The sequence below is a fragment of the Candidatus Nitrosopumilus sp. SW genome (genome assembly GCF_006740685.1).
Lineage (GTDB): Archaea > Thermoproteota > Nitrososphaeria > Nitrososphaerales > Nitrosopumilaceae > Nitrosopumilus.
Genome location: NZ_CP035425.1, coordinates 760,704 through 780,204, shown reverse-complemented (window position 1 = coordinate 780,204; position 19,501 = coordinate 760,704). Strand labels below are relative to the sequence as shown.

14 protein-coding genes are annotated in these 19,501 nt (G+C 34.4%); 10 read left to right on the top strand and 4 right to left on the bottom strand.

Translation table 11 applies throughout. The annotated features are described in order from the left end of the window. Positions 1-8: 8 nt before the first annotated feature. Genes cbiT through cobM form a run of 3 tightly spaced genes read left to right on the top strand, consistent with a single transcriptional unit; the run spans position 9 to position 2,120 of the window. Positions 9-599, top strand: coding sequence for a precorrin-6Y C5,15-methyltransferase (decarboxylating) subunit CbiT (gene cbiT / locus Nisw_RS04705; RefSeq protein WP_141976951.1), 591 nt, complete (start codon positions 9-11; stop codon positions 597-599). 35 nt (positions 600-634) lie between these two features. Continuing rightward, positions 635-1,357, top strand: coding sequence for a precorrin-2 C(20)-methyltransferase (cobI, locus tag Nisw_RS04700; RefSeq protein ID WP_141976949.1), 723 nt, complete (start codon positions 635-637; stop codon positions 1,355-1,357). Continuing rightward, positions 1,350-2,120, top strand: a complete 771-nt coding sequence (cobM, locus tag Nisw_RS04695) for a precorrin-4 C(11)-methyltransferase (protein WP_141976947.1) — start codon at positions 1,350-1,352, stop codon at positions 2,118-2,120. Before cobI ends, cobM begins: the two co-directional genes overlap by 8 nt. Here the strand turns inward: cobM and Nisw_RS04690 are convergent. Further along, positions 2,101-2,856, bottom strand: a complete 756-nt coding sequence (locus tag Nisw_RS04690) for a glutamate racemase (protein ID WP_141976945.1) — start codon at positions 2,854-2,856, stop codon at positions 2,101-2,103. The two genes, cobM and Nisw_RS04690, sit on opposite strands and share 20 nt — an antisense overlap. Before the next feature lie 105 nt (positions 2,857-2,961). Here Nisw_RS04690 and Nisw_RS04685 point away from each other — a divergent pair, with 105 nt between their 5' ends. The 4 genes from Nisw_RS04685 (at position 2,962) to Nisw_RS04670 (ending at position 5,777) form a co-directional block, all read left to right on the top strand. Continuing rightward, positions 2,962-3,612 carry a Snf7 family protein gene (locus Nisw_RS04685; RefSeq protein ID WP_012214448.1) on the top strand — a complete coding sequence of 217 codons (651 nt, stop codon included), beginning with the start codon at positions 2,962-2,964 and terminating at the stop codon, positions 3,610-3,612. A gap of 84 nt (positions 3,613-3,696) precedes the next feature. After that, positions 3,697-3,882 (top strand): hypothetical protein, encoded by a 186-nt coding sequence (locus Nisw_RS04680; RefSeq protein ID WP_141976943.1) that lies wholly within the window; start codon positions 3,697-3,699, stop codon positions 3,880-3,882. Positions 3,883-3,961: 79 nt separating this feature from the next. Next, on the top strand, positions 3,962-4,543 hold the full coding sequence (locus Nisw_RS04675) for a hypothetical protein (protein WP_141976941.1): 582 nt from the start codon (positions 3,962-3,964) through the stop codon (positions 4,541-4,543). Positions 4,544-4,592: 49 nt separating this feature from the next. Continuing rightward, positions 4,593-5,777, top strand: coding sequence for a hypothetical protein (locus Nisw_RS04670; protein WP_141976939.1), 1,185 nt, complete (start codon positions 4,593-4,595; stop codon positions 5,775-5,777). Here Nisw_RS04670 and Nisw_RS04665 read toward each other — a convergent pair. Beyond that, on the bottom strand, positions 5,755-6,537 hold the full coding sequence (locus tag Nisw_RS04665; RefSeq protein ID WP_141976937.1) for a tetratricopeptide repeat protein: 783 nt from the start codon (positions 6,535-6,537) through the stop codon (positions 5,755-5,757). The two genes, Nisw_RS04670 and Nisw_RS04665, sit on opposite strands and share 23 nt — an antisense overlap. A 47-nt stretch (positions 6,538-6,584) precedes the next feature. Here Nisw_RS04665 and Nisw_RS04660 point away from each other — a divergent pair, with 47 nt between their 5' ends. Together Nisw_RS04660 and Nisw_RS04655 are read left to right on the top strand one after the other, a co-directional pair. Further along, entirely contained in the window at positions 6,585-7,346 is a 762-nt protein-coding gene (locus tag Nisw_RS04660) for a hypothetical protein (RefSeq protein ID WP_141976935.1), read from the top strand. A 32-nt stretch (positions 7,347-7,378) separates the two neighbouring features. Next, positions 7,379-8,554, top strand: coding sequence for a glycosyltransferase family 2 protein (locus Nisw_RS04655; RefSeq protein ID WP_141978505.1), 1,176 nt, complete (start codon positions 7,379-7,381; stop codon positions 8,552-8,554). A 991-nt stretch (positions 8,555-9,545) separates the two neighbouring features. Here Nisw_RS04655 and Nisw_RS04650 read toward each other — a convergent pair. Further along, positions 9,546-10,085: a hypothetical protein gene (locus tag Nisw_RS04650; RefSeq protein WP_141976933.1), complete on the bottom strand. Its 540-nt coding sequence runs from the start codon at positions 10,083-10,085 to the stop codon at positions 9,546-9,548. Further along, complete coding sequence (locus Nisw_RS04645) at positions 10,069-10,260, bottom strand: hypothetical protein (protein WP_141976931.1); 192 nt, start codon at positions 10,258-10,260, stop codon at positions 10,069-10,071. The genes Nisw_RS04650 and Nisw_RS04645 overlap by 17 nt, the downstream gene beginning before the upstream one ends. A 46-nt stretch (positions 10,261-10,306) precedes the next feature. On the opposite strand from Nisw_RS04645, the gene Nisw_RS04640 reads away from it, so the two are divergent. Further along, positions 10,307-19,501, top strand: a complete 9,195-nt coding sequence (locus Nisw_RS04640) for a hypothetical protein (protein WP_141976929.1) — start codon at positions 10,307-10,309, stop codon at positions 19,499-19,501.

Here is a 19,501-nt window from a genome sequence, read left to right as displayed (position 1 = left end):
ATAATCTAATGTGGAATTATAAAACTCCTGGAATACCTGATGAAGAATTTGAAAGAACTGATAAAGTTCCTATCACTAAAGAAGAAGTCAGAGCTGTTCAAATTAGCAAAGCTAGGCTAAATCCTGGACAAATTGTATATGATATTGGTTGTGGTTCTGGTTCTATTTCTGTTGAAGCTGCATTACAAGTTGAGTCTACTGGAAAAATACTTGCAATTGATTATGATCAAAATGCAGTAGATTTGACAAAAAAGAATTTACAAAAATTTGAACTTTCTAATGTTTCAGTTATTTTTGGTAATGCCAAAGAAAAGATTTTAGAACTTGAAGAAGCAGATGCAATATTTGTTGGTGGTACTGGTGGAGATACAAAAGAAATTGTTGAATTATCAGAAAAAAAACTAAAATCTAAAGGTAGAATTGTAATTGGAATTATATTAATTGAAACACTATATTCTGTAATACAAGTCATGGACAAATTGCAGTTCAAAGATGTGGATATTACTCAAGTAACCGTATCTAAAAGTAGAAAAACCACTACTGGCACTATGATGCTTGCACGAAACCCAGTAACAATAATTTCTGCAACTAAGGCCTAATCTAGCTTTTAATTGGGAGAAAACCCAGTCATCTCATGCCTGGTTTGATAGGAATTGGTGTTGGCCCTGGGGATCCTGAACTTCTTACGGTCAAGGCTGTAAAGGCAATTCAAGATGCTGATATTATCATGTGTCCTGCCTCAAAAGAAGACAGACCTAGTATTGCATTATCTGTAGTTGATTCTATTATTGATAAATCAAAGAATCAAGAGATTGTAAAGTTGATTTTTCCTATGACTAAAGACCAAGATGTTCTTAAAGAAACCTGGAAAAAAAATGCAAAGATTATGGCTGAAACTGTACAATCTGGAAAAAACGTTGTCTATCTAACAGTAGGTGATCCATTTTTGTATAGCACTTGGATTTACATGCACAAAGATCTTACAGAAAAATATCCTGAGATGAACATTAGTGTTATTCCTGGAATTGTTTCTATGTTTACTTTTGCTTCAAAGGTTGGTGTAAGTATTGCAGAAGGTGCAGAAAAAGTTGCAATTATTCCTTCATGTTATGATTTAAGTAGTGTTAAAGAGATTGCAAAAAATTCTGAATCTATGATATTTCTAAAAGACGGTAGATATTTTGATCAAGTCATTGATGTTTTAAAGGAATCAGGATTTCCTGATAATTCTATTTTTGCAATAGGACAAGACTTGGGAACTGAAAATGAAATAATTAGAAAGATGACTCTGGGTGAAGTAAATAATGATACATTAACTACAAAATATTTCTCTATATTGGTGGTAAAACGTGTCTGATGTATTTTTTGTTGGTTGTGGACCAGGTGATCCTGAACTAATTACAGTTAAAGCAAAAAAACTAATTCAAAAAGCAGATGTTGTTGTTTATTCTGGGTCATTAATTCCTAAGCCTATTTTGAAATTATGTAAAAAAGGAAAACTCTATGATGCAGCTGGAATGGTTAGAGAAGAAATTTTTGATGTATTGTACAAAAATGCAAAAAAAGACAAACTTGTTGTAAGACTACATGATGGTGATCCCTCAATATATGGTGCAATTAAAGAGCAAATTGATAATCTCACAAAAAAGGGAATAAAATCTACAGTTGTGCCTGGAGTAACTGCATTTTTAGCCTCAGCTGCTGCATTAGGGACACAATTGACTCTCCCTGGAGTTACCCAAACAATAATTGTAACTAGAGCAGAATCTAGAACCAAAGTTCCAAAAAGAGAAAAAATTTCAGAGCTTGCAAAACACAAAGCAACACTAATTTTCTATCTTAGCGTTCATTTGATTTCTAATTTAGTTAAAGAAGCAATTGCAGGCGGATACAAAAAGAAAACACCAGTTGCTGTTGTGTATAGAGCAAGCTGGAAAGATCAAAAAATCATTAAAGGAACACTTGGAGACATTGCAAAAAAACTCAAAGAAGAAAAAATTACTAGAACTGCAATTATAATAATCAGTGATGTAATTGATCCTGAAACATATGAGTATTCTAAACTATATGACAAAAAATTTAGTCATGGTTATAGAAAAGCTAAAAAGACAAAGAACTAACTTTGTTTTTAATTCCAATTTTTAATAATTTTGATTGAAAGTCTTTTGTGTTTCCAGAAGCAAAAATTTTCAAAGAATTTCTTTTTGATTGTTTGTTTTTTATTTTGGAATAGATTTTTTGAGCTACAATTTTTCCTGGATCAATAAATTGTGTATTTGGAAATTCTTTTTGTAAATATTTTTTTAAAAATAGTAAATGTGTACTAGAGAGTGTAACAACATCAATTTGATTTTTATTTAATATCTGTAATTCTTTTTTAATGATTTTTTCACAATATTTTTTTTCTGTTAGAAATTTTCCTGATTCAACTAAATCCACTAATTTTGATCCATTAATTTTAAAAATTTTAAAAAATTCTGGAATATTTTTTTGAATATATTTTGACAATCCTTTACTTTTTGTTGCAGACTCTGTTGCAAGAATTCCAATTTGCTTTGATTTTGAAAGTTTTTTTGCTTCCTTTAGTGGTGGTTTTATATCAAAAATTTTTGATGAAGATATATTCAGCATGAGACTAGGCGTATTTGATGCAACAACTATGAAATCAGGTGAAAACTTTTCCAATAACTTAATAGATTTATGCGTGATTTTTTTCAATTGAGCCTGAGACTTTTTGCCATATGGGTAATTTTCTTGGTCTGCAAAATAGATGATTTCAGATTTGAATACTTTTTTCATCTCTTGGATTACAGATAATGAGCCTAATCCTGAATCAAATACTACAATTCTAACCACAACATTACAAAAATAATCTCAGAATAATAGTTTGTTAGCTAATTTTACCCAAAAACTGATCTAAATTTACACCCGACATTAAGACCAAATTTCTAAATCTAAATCATGCCAAACTTCGATAAGACTTGGGCTCGACAAGAGACCCAAAGCGTAACTGGCAAACTCCGAGAAGCAGTAAAGCCTCAAGGTGCATTAAAACCACGAATTCAAACTGCAGTAAACAAACTACAAGTCCAAATCTCAAAAATGGACTCTATGTTAGGTAAACTGCATGAAAGAGATGCGCAACTCTTTCAGAGAGTGGTGACTGCAATGCAGCAACATGATACTAGCACAAGTAGAGTTTTGTCTAACGAATTAGCTGAAATTCGTAAAGTTACAAAGATGCTCGGCAACGCAAGAATGTCATTAGAACAAGTCCAGCTAAGACTCACGACTATTCATGATCTTGGTGATGCTATGGTAGCAATTGGACCAGCAATGTCTACAATGAAGGGATTGAAGTCATCGCTAGGAAGATTCATGCCAGAAGCAGACTCAGAATTGAATACAATGACTCAAACGCTCAATGGACTAATGATGGATTCACTAGCAGGAGACTCGTTTAACATGGAGTCAGACGTTTCTAGTGAAGAAACTGAGAAAATCTTGCAAGAAGCATCTGCAGTAGCTGAACAACAGATTGGTGATAAATTCCCATCTGTACCTTCATCAACCGGACTTTCGTCAGGAACCTCTACTTCTACCTTTGAGTAGTTGGGAAAAGACGTCAGTCGTTTCTTTTTATTTTAACAAATTACTTACAGTAAGCTTAAATCATATTATTCTCTAAAGAGATCAGTGAAAACAAAAATAATTATTCCAGTAATTGTTGGAATTGTAATTATCTCTCTTGTCTTTGGTTTATCTAATTTTGAAACAGGAGAAATTAAAGTGATGGAACCAGATGAAATTGATTTAGAATCTGAAGGAAAAACATACGTTTTAGAATTATCTGATACAGTTACCGCAGCGGTAACCCCATAACAAAAAATTGCCAAAATGGTTGAACTTGAGGCTATCATTGACCAATATGTTCTAATACTCTTATGAACAACTACTTCTAATGAAACTTCAGCTAGCTATAGTTGTGGCATCAGTAATCATGGGTGGTGCATTAACACTAAATTATGCATTTACTGATTCATCTGATTCAAGTAATGTTCTAAAGAGCACTGCTGGAATGATGGGACATGTTACTCTTACTGCAACTGATGAAGATGGAAATGTCATTGCCTATAGACAACTAGATAATACTGTTGTAAATCAGGCAGATGTTTGTATTATGGAAAACCTGACAGGTCAATCCCTTGGAGGATGTACTTCTCCAACTGCAGCATATTCTGTTGTTCAAATTGGAACGGCTACTGCAACCTTTACTGAGACTTCTACTGGATTAGGTGCATTCCATCGACAAACTGGTGGTTCATGGGGTAGTAACATATCTTCAACCACACAAGCAGGAACATCAGCTACATTAACTGCAAACTTCATAGATGTAAATGCAGCAATTGGTGAAGCAGCATTGATAAACAGTGCAACAAGTGCTTCTGCCGATAGATTAGCATTACAACAGTTTAGTGCTATTAGCCTTGGTGCTAATGATGATCTAACTGTACAATGGACTATTACAGTTGATGGAAGCTAGACCATTCATTTTTTATTAATTTTTTATTTTACTATCTTTTAGAGGTAATATGACGTATCAGAAAGCTACAATTCTAATATCTATTCCATGTTTTGCTGTTGTAGCATTTAGTTTCATACCATTAATTTTTCCTGCTTTGCTAATTGAGAATACAGTTTTACTTCAAGTAAGAGATGTAAACTATTTTGAAATCGGAGCTTGGACAATTCCTTTACTTTTAACAAATTTAATATTTTTTTCACTATATTTTGCAAATAAAGCAAAAAAACTACCTTCAATTATTAATAAAATCACAACATATCTAACAAAAAATGATATTTCATCAAAAACAGCTTTTCTGGTTTTAATAATACTGTTAACATTCTATATTATTTTTAGTATTGATGAATTCAACCATGAAGAATTTGAGTTAGGTGATTATGCTGGAGTTAAAAAATCTGTGGAAGAGTTAGAATTTTCTAATACGTTAATTACCCATCACCTAAGATATGGGCTTCTTTACGTATCTTTATTATTATTTGATAATATTCGAATTCTACCATTTTTTGCGAGTATTGGATTATTATTAATTACATATCTTTTAACATTAGAACTAACAAAAAAACGTCTTTCAGGAATCGTAGCATTTGTAACCCTTTTACAAAGTAATATGTTTCTCCTTTTTGACACTACAGCTACATATGAAAATTTTTGGACCCTTTTTTATTTTCTATCTTTATATCTAATTTTAAAAAACTCATTTCCGTCTTCAATTTCATATTTTTGTTCTATTCTCTCTAAAGCTCTTACAATAACCTATTTTCCGATCAATTTATTTGCAATATTTAGAACAAAACAATTTTCCCTTAAATTATTGATTGGATATGGTATCTTAGTTGTGATCCTGATTTTTGCTTTATTTTCGAATAATTTTGTACATCAAGAAAAAATAAATTTTGATTTAACAAAAATCATTGTTGGATTTGTTTCATTTAGTAATTTTATACGATTTGATAGCCTAATTCTGTTAATCACAATTCCAACTATAACTATTTTAGCTACTAAGAAATGGATGAATTACAAAAATATTGAACTGGTATTGTTTGGCATATTTTTCTTATTCATCTCAAATCCAATTACATATGGAGTAATAGATATGACAAGTATGCCTTATAGAATAGTTCCACTATTAGTAATGATTTCTATTTCATTTGGAATGCTATTTTCAAATCCTAAAATTTTGGGTCAAAAATGATTATCTCATAAATTACTTTATCTCCCTCTGAAACAATAAACCCATTTGCTAAAACTAATTCAAGGATATGAATTCGCCCTTGAGGATAAATTAAATCTAAATTGACAACTCCTAAAAATTGACTTTCATCAAATACTGCTGAATCAATAAATGTAATATATTGTACATTTTTCCCATTATACATCACATCATTAATTGAACCAAATTCTTTAAGATGCCAAAATCCTAAAGGAGCTTGTATAGTAATCTGATTATGAGTTGTGTATCCGATCAGTGCATCATTTTTATCATATATTTTAGCTATAGCATATGCATCTGTTTCAATTGCCCATGGTATATCTTCACCAAGTTTTTTCAGATTTTCAAAAGCAATTTTATTTTCTGGATCGGTATCTATCGCCTTTTTAAAATTTCTGAATGCTTCTATCCAGTCCTCTAGTTCTAAACTTGCTATTGCTTTGTTATTCATTGCTTTTGTATTATTTGGATCAATTTCTAATAATATGTCTGCATATTCAATAGATTCTTCAAATTTATCTAATTCAATAAGCACTCCAGTGATATTATTTAAAGCAAATTTATTATCGGGCTCAATTTCTAAAATTGTTCTTAAATCAACAACAGCTTTATCATAATCTTGATTCTTAATATTATCAACGACTTTTTCTTCTAAAAAATCAATGTTTACAGCAAAACTATCAAAAATCCCAACAATAGAAACGGTTAACAAAAATATAATTATTATTTTAAAATTTTTCAACTGTATTTAATTAATAATACCATTAATTATTATGGATTATGTTTACTATGAAAATCCTTTTTTTGATATTGGTTCTACCAATTTCATTTCCATTTGTTTTTGCAGATAATGAAATTTTCATTACATTTTCAGAAGACATGAATCTTGTTAATTTTGATGGGAAATGGACATTTTTTCATGAATGGAAAGAATCGACTTTAGATACTATTGAAGGTGGAGTTATTCTTAGAATAGCTCATTATGGTGATTATATCTACGCATTAATTGATAATACTGTTGATCGCACAATGGATCTTGGATTAGATAGGGCAACAATTTGTTTTGATTCAAAAAATGATAAAAATTTTATCCTTGATAAAAATGACTATTGTTTTACAGCAACACTTGGAAGAGAATCTGGGCTTTCTTATCAAGGAGGTTATCCATACACTTCATTATCTAATCTACAAAAAATCCCTAATGTGAATGGGTTTATTGCAATAGGGGGAATTTCAGATGAAAACGATCGGTATGATAAAAACCCTCATGTAAGTTATGAATTTAAAATTCCACTAAATTTACTCGAACGTTCAAGTAAATATGGTGTATATATTGAAGTTTTTGATGCAAATTCTTATTCATTTTATACATGGCCTAATGGAATAAAAGAACATGTACGTCAGATTCCTTCACCAGCATTATGGGGTGAAATAATCTCAATTGATAAATCCATGCCTGAATTTCATAATGTAGTTCTAATCTTTAGTGTATTACTTTTCATGACTGTGTTGACAAAGAAATTTTCTGTATTTGTGAATAAATTTAATTAAAAATTAATATCGTCACTGTTTTGAGTCAGAATATGTATTCATTGTCTAAAACCTCAAAAAATAATGATGATACTATATCAATAATATTGCCTACATACAATGAATCAAAAAATATCATACAAATTATCGAATCGATAAGGGAAAATCTTCCAAAATATCTTAAATATGAAACAATAATTGTTGATGATAATTCCCCTGATGGAACTGGAAAAATTGTGGAGGATTATATCAAATCTTTTAAAGATGTTGCAAATCAATCTATAAAACTAATTCATCGTACTACAAAAAATGGATTGTCTTCTGCAATCATTAAAGGTATACAACAATCTTCTGGAGAAACAATTGTGGTTATGGATAGTGATTTCTCACATCCGCCACAAATTATTCCAAAAATGTTAGAAACCTTGAGAAAATATCAGTATGATGTTGTAATTGCATCAAGATATGTCTCTGGTGGAAAGATTAAAGACTGGACATTGAAAAGAAAAGTAATTAGCAAGTTTGCAACAAAGATTGCAAAATTTAGTCTCAAAGTATCTGTAAATGATCCAATGTCTGGATTTTTTATTTTTAAAAAAAATATTATAAATGGTTTACATTTTGATGGTTTAGGATTTAAAATTCTCTTAGAATTGATTGTTAAAACTAAGGATGTTAAGATCAAAGAAGTGCCATATACTTTCACTGATAGAAAATTCGGTTCTAGTAAGTTAGACACAAAAACTATTTTCGATTTTGGAAAATCTGTTTTTAAGCTTTATCGGTATGGCAAACAATTTTCAAAAAATGAAACAAGAAAATCAATAAAATTTATTTCAAAAGCTGGAAGATTTTACACTGTTGGAGCTTCTGGGTTTATTGTAAATTATATCGTATCTCTTTTTCTTTCAAATAATATTCCTGAATTATGGTATGTTCAAGCAAATGTATTTGGAATTTTAGCTTCAATAATTTCTAATTTTATTTTAAATAAAACTTGGACTTTTGAAGATAAAGATTTCAAACCACGAAAAACTATAACACAATTTACAAAATTCTTAACTTTCAGTTCTATTGGTGCAGCAATACAACTTGGAATGGTATTTTCTCTAGTAGATAATTATCAACTAGATTATCCTATTGTTTTGTTGCTTGCAGTGTTGTCTGCTGCTTTTGGAAATTTTATCCTTAACAAAAAATTTACTTTCAAAGAAAAAACCTGGTGCTAATTCCTAAACTCAAAGAATTAATCAAAAATCCACTAAAATAGATGATTTCCACAATGGTATGTGCATAACGATCATTTACCGTTTTGGTCTCTTTTTTTGAAGATTATTTCCTCCTAACAGATAATCTAAACATCTGAAATTACTTTATGAAAGAGAAAGTAGGAATTACTAAAATACTGATGTTATTTTTTGTCATCGGTATTACATTTTCAATTCCGTCTGCAAATGGAACCAGTGAAAAAGAAATTTCTCTTGAATTTCAAAATTCTATGAGCTCTGAACAATTTCTTGAAAATGCAGAGAAAGCATATATTCTAAAATTAAATGAAAACATCAATGTAGCATTAGATGATTCACCAACATCAAAAAATTCTGTTGCCCCCAAAGTACTTAATGTAATACATTTCAATGAAAAAATTAGTGTTTTAACACAACCTTATGAAATTCCACCAGAGGTTTATGTCAATTATGAAACTGACAAGTATGCATCATTAACAAGAATAACAAATTCTGAAAAAATGAAATTTGATGGAAAAAATCTTCAGTTATCTGAAAATGATATTGATTCATACAATTCTATAGAAAACTTCTTGTCAGATTCATCTAAAGTGATTTTTAATGAAAACATTCACAACGAAGAAATCCAACAAGTTCTTTCAAATTATTTTCAAGACAAACCAAATAACATAATATCCCTTGAATTAAATGAAGAAACCTACCAATTCATTCCACCATCTTTTGAAAAAGAGATTTCTATTCTCTCTAATCCTACCATCTCATTGTTGTTGGTTCCTCTTGCAGGAATTGTCTTAATTAAATCAGAACAAATTAAAATTAATCCTAAATTTCCTAAACAAATTCAGTGTTCAAGTTTATTCGTTTTAATATTATTATCTACTATAAGCACACCATTCTTAATTTCAACAAATTATTGGGAACTGCCTGTTGCTTTTGGTGAGGAATTTTCTTTTGATGGTATAATTCAGGATTCTCAAAATAATTTTAATTTAGAAAATTCTACAACAACAAAATCAAACTCCACAGCCATACAATCAAACTCCACAGCCATACAATCAAACTCCACAGCCATACAATCAAACTCCACAGCCATACAATCAAACTCCACAGCCATACAATCAAACTCCACAGCCATACAATCAAACTCCACAGCCATACAATCAAACTCCACAGCCATACAATCAAACTCCACAGCCATACAATCAAACTCCACAGCCATACAATCAAACTCCACAGCCATACAATCAAACTCCACAGCCATACAATCAAACTCCACAGCCATACAATCAAACTCCACAGCCATACAATCAAACTCCACAGCCATACAATCAAACTCCACAGCCATACAATCAAACTCCACAGCCATACAATCAAACTCCACAGCCATACAATCAAACTCCACAGCCATACAATCAAACTCCACAGCCATACAATCAAACTCCACAGCCATACAATCAAACTCCACAGCCATACAATCAAACTCCACAGCCATACAATCAAGCCATACAATCAAACTCCACAGCCATACAATCAAACTCCACAGCCATACAATCAAACTCCACAGCCATACAATCAAACTCCACAGCCATACAATCAAACTCCACAGCCATACAATCAAACTCCACAGCCATACAATCAAACTCCACAGCCATACAATCAAACTCCACAGCCACAGGAATAATTGTCACCAATGCTACCTCTATTGAACCGGAAATTGTTGTTCCAAAAGCATCTTTGTCTTTTGAATTTGAAGAATTAGATACATCTGAAAGTAACTCCACAGCCACAGGAATAATTGTCACCAATGCTACCTCTATTGAACCGGAAATTACATCCCTTGAGTTAAATGGACAAGATGATTTTATTCAAATTGAAAATGCTACTGTAACTGATGATGTAGACGGATTAACCGTAACTGCATGGGTTAAACCAGATTATTCATCAGGTTCTTCAGAATTTACAGTTGTAAGCAAGGACAAATCATTTTCCCTTACAATTAGTAACAATTTCCTATCTGATAATACTGCAAAGTTCTCTGTATTTGATGGAATAAAATGGACTACTGTAGAATCTACTAGTGTAATAACTGAAAACTGGAACTTTTTATCATCAACGTTTGATGGTGATAACATAGGAATTTTTGTAAATGGTACAAGAGAAGCAACTCAAAAAGTTGTAGGTGTGCCAACACTTACCACAAATGGAAAATTAGAAACAACAACTGTTGAAAATCTAACATCTGAAGAAGATATTGTAATTGGTGCAACTGTTACCGTTAAAAAGGAAGTATCAAAAGCAAGCAATCAGTTCTCAGGTGAAATTGATGATGTATCCTTGTATGACTATGTTCTAGAAGATGAACAAATTTTGGCAATGTATGAGCAAACAAAGGCTGCTTATGCTAAAATCGTGCCTGAGCTCAGCCTAGAAGAGATTCTTGCTCAAATTGAAGCAGAACAACTAGCAAATTCTGAAAACTCCACATCCACAGCCATACAATCAAACTCCACATCAGTTGAAATAATTTCTGCAGAACCAACTGGAGAATTGATTCCTGAACCAACACCCATCTCAGAACCAGAAATAATTTCTACTCCAATTCTTGATTCAACTGAACAAACATTCGAACTATCTGAGGATGCAACATTTGAGTTAGAGTTCTTTGATGAATATGATGCATTACTATCTGAGATTGAAGAGATTGAATCAGCTGCACAAATACTCTTAACTGAAACAGAATCTAGTCTTACAGAATTAAATGATCCGGCACTATCTACGCAATCATTTGCTGCAGTTCTTGGAATGATCTTTTCAATTGAATTATTCTTACCAAGTGTTGATGCTGCAAATGGAAATGATGTTGAACAAACTAAAACAGAACTTGAATCCCTAAAACAACAACTAGAATCTCTAAAGATTCAAACAGCATCCCTAAAACAATCAGGTAATCTCGATGAAGAATCAGTCAAAGATCTAAAGAAACAACTAAAATCAATACTAAATGATATCAAGTCAACTGCAAACAAACTAAACGCAAATGACAAAGCACAAGCAGTAAAACTAGACAAATCAAGTCATAATGCAAAAAAAATTGTAGATGTTGATACATTTGACAAGAAACAAAATGGAAAATGGCAAGATGATGAAACCGAAATCAATACAGAAGTTTTTGATTCCAAAGGAAACAAGGTAGACATTAAATCTGAAATTCAGAAAAACAGAGATGGTAAATTCACTATAACATTACTTCCTGATGATATTACCACACCTGGTCTCTACAAACTAAAGACAACATTTACCGTAAATGGTGAAACTCACACAGTTGAAGAAGAATTTGCATGGGGATTGGTATCACTTAACACTGCAAAGAGCACTTACTATCCAGGTGATGATGCAGAGTTTACTATTGTAGTTTTGGATTCAGAAGGTCATCCAATTGGCGGTGCTGATATCCTCATGACTGTAACTAGTCCAAATGGTGAAATAACTGAACTAGAAACAGGTGATGAAATTACAAGTGGTAAAGAAATTGGACTCTATGAGGCAACTTATCCAACAGGAATAGAAGGAACATATCAAATTAGTGTAAACGCAAAAGCATATCAAATTCATACTAATTTTAACACAACATTTGATGTCGCATCATTTGTAGAGTACGACATCATCAGAACTGCTCAAAGTAAAATTGATCCAATTACAGATCCAAACTCCTTTAATGTTAAAATTGACATAGAGTCATTTACAGACAAAGATACAATCACAATAACAGAAACTGTACCTTCAGTCTTTGAAATATCTGATACTGATGCAAATATCATAACAGTTGGAGATAGAAAAGTTCTCACTTGGAATAAAGACTTGATTAATGATAGAACAACTCTAGAGTATACCTATTCTGTTCCACTAGTATTCCCACAATTATACCCATTAGGCCCACTTGAAATTAGTGATGGAGACATTGTATTTGTTGAAGCAAGACCCTGGTATGTTGCAAATGACCCTGTAACTGGATTTCTTGCATCTCAAGTAGGTATTGCTACTGGTACTGTAACTTCTGCAACTACCGCCAATTCTTTTACAATATCTGCAGATACCATCAACCCTGCAGTGATAATTTTTGTTGCCGCTGATCCAAGCACTGTTACAATCTCTAGTGTAGATATTGTTACAGATGGAACAAGCAATTCCTTAGCAACTCCAACACTAGTTACTGGTACACTTACTTCAGATTCTCAATCAAACGCTGTATCAGGATTTTACACTGCCACACTAGAACAAAATAATATCCCTATTGGACAAGCTTTTGATGTTCAAGTCACTACCACTGCTGCATCTGATATTTCTGTAGGTGCAATAGTTTTGAGTGGGGTTCAACAGGATAACACAGCATTATCTGATGCTGCAAATACTGTTGGTGCCATCGTTGCTGATGCTGGTGATGATGGAAGTATGGCTATTCTTGTAGATGCAGGCGATGCGATGATTTCAGGAATGGTTGCAAACAAAAATCCTACGACACCATTAGGAGGCACTTCATGGATGGATCAGGTAGGTACTGATTTCTATGATGCTCAATATTCTGTTAATCAAGGTGACGTTACTGTTACACACAGTTGGACTTTACCAGGAGGTACAAAAACACTTGAAAAAGCAATTGAAGTAAACTATGCATCACAAGTATTCAAATATCTCTCTGACTCTATCACAGTATCTGACACTATTGCCAACACCGCCTCTCAAACCATACAACTCTCTGACTCTATCACAGTATCTGACACTATTGCCAACACCACCTCTCAAACCATACAACTCTCTGACTCTATCACAGTATCTGACACTATTGCCAACACCGCCTCTCAAACCATACAACTCTCTGACTCTATCACAGTATCTGATGATCTAACCAACACCGCCACTCAAACCATACAACTCTCTGACTCTATCACAGTATCTGACACTATTACCAACACCGCCACTCAAACCATACAACTCTCTGACTCTATCACAGTATCTGACACTATTGCCAACACCGCCACTCAAACCATACAACTCTCTGACTCTATTACAATCACTGACACCTTAGTTACAGCAGCAACATTTGTCCAGTCACTTTCAGATTCAATAACAGTATCTGATACTGTAACCGAAACCGTTTCCCAAACACAACCACTCTCTGACTCTGTAGGAGTTACTGACACCTTAGTTACAGCAGCAACATTTGTCCAGTCACTCTCTGACTCTATCACAGTATCTGACACTATTGCCAACACCGCCACTCAAACCATACAACTCTCTGACTCTATTACAATCACTGACACCTTTGCAACTGAAGCATCAATAACCAAGACACTTTCAGATTCAATAACAGTATCTGATACTGTAACCGAAACCGTTTCCCAAACACAACCACTCTCTGACTCTGTAGGAGTTACTGACACCTTAGTTACAGCAGCAACATTTGTCCAGTCACTCTCTGACTCTATCACAGTATCTGACACTATTGCCAACACCGCCACTCAAACCATACAACTCTCTGACTCTATTACAATCACTGACACCTTAGTTACAGCAGCAACATTTGTCCAGTCACTTTCAGATTCAATAACAGTATCTGATACTGTAACCGAAACCGTTTCCCAAACACAACCACTCTCTGACTCTGTAGGAGTTACTGACACCTTAGTTACAGCAGCAACATTTGTCCAGTCACTCTCTGACTCTATCACAGTATCTGACACTATTGCCAACACCGCCTCTCAAACCATACAACTCTCTGACTCTATTACAATCACTGACACCTTTGCAACTGAAGCATCAATAACCAAGACACTTTCAGATTCAATAACAGTATCTGATACTGTAACCGAAACCGTTTCCCAAACACAACCACTCTCTGACTCTGTAGGAGTTACTGACACCTTAGTTACAGCAGCAACATTTGTCCAGTCACTCTCTGACTCTATCACAGTATCTGACACTATTGCCAACACCGCCTCTCAAACCATACAACTCTCTGACTCTGTAGGAGTTACTGACACCTTAGTTACAGCAGCAACATTTGTCCAGTCACTTTCAGATTCAATAACAGTATCTGATACTGTAACCGAAACCGTTTCCCAAACACAACCACTCTCTGACTCTGTAGGAGTTACTGACACCTTAGTTACAGCAGCAACATTTGTCCAGTCACTCTCTGACTCTATCACAGTATCTGACACTATTGCCAACACCGCCTCTCAAACCATACAACTCTCTGACTCTGTAGGAGTTACTGACACCTTAGTTACAGCAGCAACATTTGTCCAGTCACTTTCAGATTCAATAACAGTATCTGATACTGTAACCGAAACCGTTTCCCAAACACAACCACTCTCTGACTCTGTAGGAGTTACTGACACCTTAGTTACAGCAGCAACATTTGTCCAGTCACTCTCTGACTCTATCACAGTATCTGACACTATTGCCAACACCGCCTCTCAAACCATACAACTCTCTGACTCTATTACAATCACTGACACCTTTGCAACTGAAGCATCAATAACCAAGACACTTTCAGATTCAATAACAGTATCTGATACTGTAACCGAAACCGTTTCCCAAACACAACCACTCTCTGACTCTGTAGGAGTTACTGACACCTTAGTTACAGCAGCAACATTTGTCCAGTCACTCTCTGACTCTATCACAGTATCTGACACTATTGCCAACACCGCCTCTCAAACCATACAACTCTCTGACTCTATTACAATCACTGACACCTTTGCAACTGAAGCATCAATAACCAAGACTTTCTCTGACTCTATCACAGTATCTGACACTGTCGCAACCAACTCATTCCAAACCATACAACTCTCTGACTCTATTACAATCACTGACACCTTTGCAACTGAAGCATCAATAACCAAGACTTTCTCTGACTCTATCACAGTATCTGACACTATTGCCAACACCGCCTCTCAAACCATACAACTCTCTGACTCTATTACAATCACTGACACCTTAGTTACAGCAGCAACATTTGTCCAGTCACTTTCAGATTCAATAACAGTATCTGACACTGTCGCAACCAACTCATTCCAAACACAACCACTCTCTGACTCTGTAGGAGTTACTGACACCTTAGTTACAGCAGCAACATTTGTCCAGTCACTCTCTGACTCTATCACAGTATCTGACACTATTGCCAACACCGCCTCTCAAACCATACAACTCTCTGACTCTATTACAATCACTGACACCTTTGCAACTGAAGCATCAATAACCAAGACTTTCTCTGACTCTATCACAGTATCTGACACTGTCGCAACCAACTCATTCCAAACCATACAACTCTCTGACTCTATTACAATCACTGACACCTTTGCAACTGAAGCATCAATAACCAAGACTTTCTCTGACTCTATCACAGTATCTGACACTATTGCCAACACCGCCACTCAAACCATACAACTCTCTGACTCTATTACAATCACTGACACCTTAGTTACAGCAGCAACATTTGTCCAGTCACTTTCAGATTCAATAACAGTATCTGACACTGTCGCAACCAACTCATTCCAAACACAACCACTCTCTGACTCTGTAGGAGTTACTGACACCTTAGTTACAGCAGCAACATTTGTCCAGTCACTCTCTGACTCTATCACAGTATCTGACACTATTGCCAACACCGCCTCTCAAACCATACAACTCTCTGACTCTATTACAATCACTGACACCTTTGCAACTGAAGCATCAATAACCAAGACTTTCTCTGACTCTATCACAGTATCTGACACTGTCGCAACCAACTCATTCCAAACCATACAACTCTCTGACTCTATTACAATCACTGACACCTTTGCAACTGAAGCATCAATAACCAAGACTTTCTCTGACTCTATCACAGTATCTGACACTATTGCCAACACCGCCTCTCAAACCATACAACTCTCTGACTCTATTACAATCACTGACACCTTAGTTACAGCAGCAACATTTGTCCAGTCACTCTCTGACTCTATCACAATATCTGACACTATTGCCAACACCGCCTCTCAAACCATACAACTCTCTGACTCCATTACACTATCTGCTCCATTTACTAAGATATTCTCTCAAACTTTGATGCTTTCTGATTCTATCTCTGTAATTGATGCTGTTAATGCTAAAATAACAATGGCAATAGAATCTGCCGAAGTAATCACACAAAATACCATTAAGGTAACATTCTCACAAGATCTAAGTGCTTCAACAGTATCTACATCTGACTTTACAATAACTAGCCCATCAGGAATAACTGTCACTTCAGTATCTGTAAATGATAATGTTGTAACCCTAACAGTATCTCCTGCTCTTGGTGCAAGTATATCTCCAACCCTCAACCTAGTTGGTACTGTAACTAGTACTGATGGTGTTGATGCAGAAACTCAATCCGGAATTGCAGTATCATCTGATACTACAGTAGTTCCACCAAAAGTCCTTATCATATCCACTAATAATGCACCATATACCGTATCAGGAACATCTGAACCAGGCTCATCAATTACAGTTCGTGAGGGTATTAATTCAATTGGAACAGGAACTGCTGATAGTAGCGGAAATTGGAGTGTAACAATAACTACACTTTCTGATGGTACTTACTCATTTACTGCTACACAAACAGACACATCTAATAACACCTCTGGAAATTCACCTGCAACTTCTGTTACAATTAGCTCCTCTAGTGGAACTACGTTCATTACTACTACAACTGACACTGAGACAGTTAATGTAACAAAAGAAAATACAAAAGTAATTATGCAATCTACCACAAATGTTACATCTATTACTATAGCAAGTGATGTCCAAGAATCAATTACATTTGACTTTTCAGCAGGTTTAACTACTACTGGAAGTAAATCATCAACTACAATAACAACATCTGGATCTGAAAATCTTATAATAAACTTCAATGTCCCTCATGATCAAGTAGAAAATAATAATTCCCAAGCATCTTTAGGTAATATTCGATTATCTAATGGTACTGTTGCTACTGGATCTGCAGGAGTATTCAAAGGTAATTTCGATTGGGGAGACACTGAAATATCAATACCTGATGAAATATCTGGAAGAACAACTACTTCTTACTCTGAGATTGCAGCATTTGAGATAGGCCTTAGTACTGAGTCAATTTCACTTTCTAAACCTGCAAGAATTGAATTTACTAATGACGCTGGATTTATTCCAGTATTTGTAAATTCTGCAGGCACTCTTACATTTATCACTGAAACATGTACTTCGGATTCTGCTGCAGGTTTGGGTTCAAACAATGAATGTAAAATCGATGTTGGCGGTGATCTTGTTGTGTGGACTAATCACTTTACAAAGTTTGGTGCATCAAAGAGCTCATCGTCTACTAGTCCAAGTGAAGGTAAATCTGGAGGTGGAGGTAATGTTGGTGTGGGCCCAAGTGGTAGAGGCTTAGGTGGATTTGGTGGTATTTTAGGCACTCCACTCACAATTAACGAAGTATCATATGACAAATGTGATGAAAATATCGCAAAGATCCTTGTCTCTAGTGATGCTGAAAAACCTCCAGTAGTTACAATTCATACTACAAAGACTGGAACTGTCATAGCAGTACTATCTGATGAACAGCCATATGAAGAACTAAACAAGATTACCAGAGTTGACAAATATCTGTATGAAATTCCAATAACATCTAATGAAACATTCTTGATGGTTACTGTTACTGAAGAAAAAGGCACAGTACAAAATACCGTTAATGCTGCAATAAACACTCCTTCATGTGATGGTGTTGTTGTAATTTCTGATATTCCAGAAGGCGAAACAGGTGAAATTTCATTTGGAGTGCCTAGAATATTTGATGTCAAATTCCAAATTGAGAACGGAACGCAACACATTGCCGATGTTGATTCAGAATACTTCTATGTATCTGAACAAGACTTGAACATTTCAGCAATTATTGATAGCAAGACGCCACTCAAGAGAGTTGAACTAAGAACTATCACACTAGGACAATCTGATGATGAATACATTGCTATGAAAATGAATGTTGAACCACTCATCTATACTGATTCTGCATACCAAGTATCTGCAAGCATACCTTCTTTCCTACTGCAAGATCCAGCAGTAAGTTATTGGATACATGTAATTGATGAGGAACTTAGTGAAGTTGAATCAAAACATTACACCATGGGCGTTAAACCAATCACAGAACCAGATGTATCTCTAGAGTTAGATGTTCCATCTATTCAGGCAAGCAACTCAATAGTGAGACCAAATATCTACATAGAAAATGAACAAGCACCAGCATATGGTATTGTATCTCTGTTAGTTGATGGTGAAGTTGTATCAAAACAAGCTCAGTTCTTTGATAACGGACAAACCAAAGTATCATTTGACTGGAAGACTCCATTTAATGATGGTCTCTCATCATATGATATTCAAGCTAAAGTAGATTTGTATGGAATTTCTAAAGTTACTGATTCAGGAGTGCTTTACAACTATCCAAAGACAGTTTCAATGTCTGCCTATGATATGAAGACCATACAACCAATAAAAATTGATGGAAAAGTATTGTCTGAACCCGTATTGATTTATGCATCTGATTCTCAAGATGAATTCAAATTCAATGTGATTGCACCAAATGGTCAATGTATTATCGGTGCATCTGATGAATGTTCAATTCAAGATAGTACTAGACAGAATAGAGGTGGATTACAAAGTGTGGAATATGATGGACAGATACTTAGAGTAAAGTATAGTGGTGCTGATAGTGCATTAGAAAGATTCTCTATCACTTCAATTGATCCAATTGTTGGAGATTGGACAGTTACTTTAGAAACTGAACAAGGACTAATTCCAGAAGCACAAGCAATCAAGGACCTGACTGTTAAAGTGAAACAAAAGATACTCTCTGAAATGATTACCATCTACTCAGACTAG

Bases quoted from the DNA above. Each gene is read 5' to 3' on its own strand.
- cobI (WP_141976949.1), top strand. From the start codon at position 635: ATGCCTGGTTTGATAGGAATTGGTGTTGGCCCTGGGGATCCTGAACTT.
- cbiT (WP_141976951.1), top strand. From the start codon at position 9: ATGTGGAATTATAAAACTCCTGGAATACCTGATGAAGAATTTGAAAGA.
- Nisw_RS04655 (WP_141978505.1), top strand. From the start codon at position 7,379: ATGTATTCATTGTCTAAAACCTCAAAAAATAATGATGATACTATATCA.
- Nisw_RS04685 (WP_012214448.1), top strand. From the start codon at position 2,962: ATGCCAAACTTCGATAAGACTTGGGCTCGACAAGAGACCCAAAGCGTA.
- Nisw_RS04670 (WP_141976939.1), top strand. From the start codon at position 4,593: ATGACGTATCAGAAAGCTACAATTCTAATATCTATTCCATGTTTTGCT.
- Nisw_RS04660 (WP_141976935.1), top strand. From the start codon at position 6,585: ATGAAAATCCTTTTTTTGATATTGGTTCTACCAATTTCATTTCCATTT.
- Nisw_RS04675 (WP_141976941.1), top strand. From the start codon at position 3,962: ATGAAACTTCAGCTAGCTATAGTTGTGGCATCAGTAATCATGGGTGGT.